Source organism: Desulfamplus magnetovallimortis (genome assembly GCF_900170035.1).
GTDB classification, from domain to species: Bacteria; Desulfobacterota; Desulfobacteria; order Desulfobacterales; family Desulfobacteraceae; genus Desulfamplus; species Desulfamplus magnetovallimortis.
Genome location: NZ_LT828557.1, coordinates 37,475 through 40,319 on the forward strand (window position 1 = coordinate 37,475; position 2,845 = coordinate 40,319).

The following is a 2,845-nucleotide window of genomic DNA, read 5'->3' on the forward strand; positions in this document are numbered from 1 at the left end:
TGATTATCTGAAAAGTTTACCGTGGAAATAGATACAAATTTCCATATTCGGGGGTGGCTGAATGCCGGCCATGACCGTTTACCGTGAAAATGACTATCATTTTTATATTTAGGGGTGATTAATACGTAATTAATCATACCTGGATACGTAATTAATCATGCCTGGATACGTAATTAATCATGCCTGGATACGTAATCAATCATGCATGTTTACCCAAATAAAACAAAAATCAAAACGCTCCTAACTGGCATTTCTTGATCTTTATTCCCAGTTTTTCGCAGGCAGATCCCACGTCAATACGTTTAATTTTTAAATCTGCTGCAAGCTTCCAGCATTGAAGACATGTTGTACGGCCATCTGGAGAAATCTTCTCAAGCGCATCCTTAAAAGAGCTGGAAATTTCCACATTGTCGTCAAAATTCTTTCCGGCCGGCTCATACCCAAAAAGGCCAAGACAGCAATCTTTAAGCCGCAATTCCATCAAATCAATCTGAACTCCTGCCTCTTCAGGTGTAATTCCAATATTTTTTGCAACTTTATGGGCACCTGAACATGTTATAAGACCATCCTCTGAACTTTTTTCAAGATGTTTTTTTATTTCCTGATCAACTACCCTGTCAGGGTGTTTGGCAGCATAGTGTCCTGCATCTTCATGGGTCATTTTTATATTCCTTTAATGTTGTGGATTCCTTTGAAGAGTGATATCAAAAAGTAAATTCGTTGTCCGGTGTGGCCGTTTAATTCGGCCATGAAGGTTTAGTACGCATTTGTCATATCATATTGTAAGGAATATAACATGAAGATTATGGAAAAAATTGTCAATGAAAATTTTCATATGATATATATTGCATCATGTGGTGAAGGTATAAATGCATACCATCTTGTCCAGAGCGCACTTGTACAGTTTCCTGACAATCATATCACAGTGGTTAAAGTACCACACATGCGCTCGGAGTCACAGGTGGATGATATCATGGAAAAGGCACAGGATACAGAAAGCCTTATTGTACATACAATTGTCAACAGAATGCTTAGAAAATATATATCCAGAAAAGGTGTTGAAAAGGGAATTGTCACAATAGATCTTATGGGGCCTGTTCTCTCCAAGGTTGAAGGCTTTCTTGACAGCCATCCGATAGAAAAACCAGGGCTTTATCGGGAAATACAAAATGTGGATCTTGATCAGGTTTCTGCCATTGAATTTGCACTTGCACATGATGACGGAGTGAATCCGGAAAATCTTACAGAAGCTGAAATAATTCTTGTGGGTCTCTCCCGTGCAGGAAAAACCCCCCTTGCAATGTATATGGCAGTTCTTGGATGGAAGACAGCCAATGTCCCCCTTGTAATAGGTGTACCCATGCCTGATGTAATAAAAAGAGTTGACCGGAGGCGCATCATTGCCCTTAACATAAATGTTGACCAGCTAATGGCTCACAGGCGTCTTAGGCAGGAAAGCCTTGGAACTTCGGATATATATTCCTACTCATCAAGGGAAGAGATTGAAAAGGAGATACATGAGGCGAGAAAATACTACATATCCCATGGCTTCTCCATGATTGATGTGAGTAATAAGCCAATTGAGACAAGTGCAGAAGAGATTATTGAGATGATAACCAGAAGATTTAAATCACAGGCACATAAAAGATAAGCACATAGACAAATATTTATTCTGGTTAAGGAATGAGCACGAAATAAGATGCTCAATTATAATTTTCAAACGTACTGCCTGCAATGGTCGCCTGTTTTGAAATGGGCAAGTTATTTATGACTCATTCCTAAGCATTAGTGGATAATAGGAAAGAATTTCTGTCCACCTGACTTAGGATGCTCTACTTCTGGAAAGTGCTTGGCGTATTTTTAAGACTTTTGAAATTATGCTTCATGTTCATAAGACTTTCTGCCTGCCCAATAATAAAAAGTCCGCCCGGCTTTAATGCATGGTAAAGTCTGTTTATAACATTTTCAGTTGTGGCATTATCAAAATATATCATGACATTTCTGCATAACACAACGTCATACTGCTCCTGTGGAACTGCGTCTGTTACAAGATTAAATTTTTTAAAAGCAACATGCTCCATTACAGTTTTTTTTACCCTTACAAAACCACTCTGTTTACCGTTTCCCTTCTGAAAATATCTGTGAAGGAGTGGTACAGGGACATTTTTCACACGTTCGCTGCTGTAAATACCCTTTATGGCCACATTCAGCACAGAGTGGGATATATCAGTGGCAAGTATGTTAAAATCAAGTCCTCTTTCAAGTAACTGAATTGCCACAGAATATGGTTCATCACCGGTGGAGCAGGCAGCACACCATAATTTAAAAGAGCTGGCGACACCATTACCGACAGCACCATGAAATGAAGCATTACCTTTGCCAGTCATGCTACCCCTGTCTGTTAGAAAACGAATCATATTTTCTATACTTCTGTTTTCCCTGAAAAAGAAGGAGTGGTTTGTGGTTACAGTATCAATAAATTCGATAATCTCATCTTTATTGTCAATGAGATATTCAAGATAAGATGAACAAGATGATATTCTGGTGGCACGCATCCTTTTGGCAATCTTGGATTTTAAAAGCTCCATTTTGCCGTCATGGATGTGAATGCCTGATTCTGAATAGATCAGGTTCGCAAGGGTTTTAAATTGCTTGTTGGAGATGTCTATTGCGCTCATGGATAATGTTTTTATTACAGCAACATGATAAAATCAAACTAAAAAACAGCACCCATATTTAAAACGCTTTTTCAATCCTTTGAAATATTTACTCAAAATCGACACATATAACATCTTGAGCCTTGTCAAAACGGTCTGAATCAGGATTTCCAAGATTAACAGGATAA

The 2,845-nt window shown here is 38.4% G+C and carries 3 protein-coding genes; 1 reads left to right on the top strand and 2 read right to left on the bottom strand.

All coding sequences use genetic code 11. The annotated features are described in order from the left end of the window. Positions 1 to 229: 229 nt before the first annotated feature. On the bottom strand, positions 230 to 661 hold the full coding sequence (locus tag MTBBW1_RS22175) for a hypothetical protein (protein WP_080807364.1): 432 nt from the start codon (positions 659 to 661) through the stop codon (positions 230 to 232). A gap of 135 nt (positions 662 to 796) precedes the next feature. On the opposite strand from MTBBW1_RS22175, the gene MTBBW1_RS22180 reads away from it, so the two are divergent. Then, entirely contained in the window at positions 797 to 1,651 is an 855-nt protein-coding gene (locus MTBBW1_RS22180) for a pyruvate, water dikinase regulatory protein (protein ID WP_087881823.1), read from the top strand. A gap of 181 nt (positions 1,652 to 1,832) precedes the next feature. Here MTBBW1_RS22180 and MTBBW1_RS22185 read toward each other — a convergent pair whose 3' ends face one another. Continuing rightward, a complete protein-coding gene (locus tag MTBBW1_RS22185) occupies positions 1,833 to 2,678 on the bottom strand; it encodes a CheR family methyltransferase (RefSeq protein ID WP_080807367.1) in 846 nt (281 codons plus the stop codon). Positions 2,679 to 2,845: the final 167 nt, after the last annotated feature.

What these genes read in the sequence shown, in the direction of transcription:
- MTBBW1_RS22175 (WP_080807364.1), bottom strand. Translation starts at nt 661, where the DNA reads ATGACCCATGAAGATGCAGGACACTATGCTGCCAAACACCCTGACAGG.
- MTBBW1_RS22180 (WP_087881823.1), top strand. Translation starts at nt 797, where the DNA reads ATGAAGATTATGGAAAAAATTGTCAATGAAAATTTTCATATGATATAT.
- MTBBW1_RS22185 (WP_080807367.1), bottom strand. Translation starts at nt 2,678, where the DNA reads ATGAGCGCAATAGACATCTCCAACAAGCAATTTAAAACCCTTGCGAAC.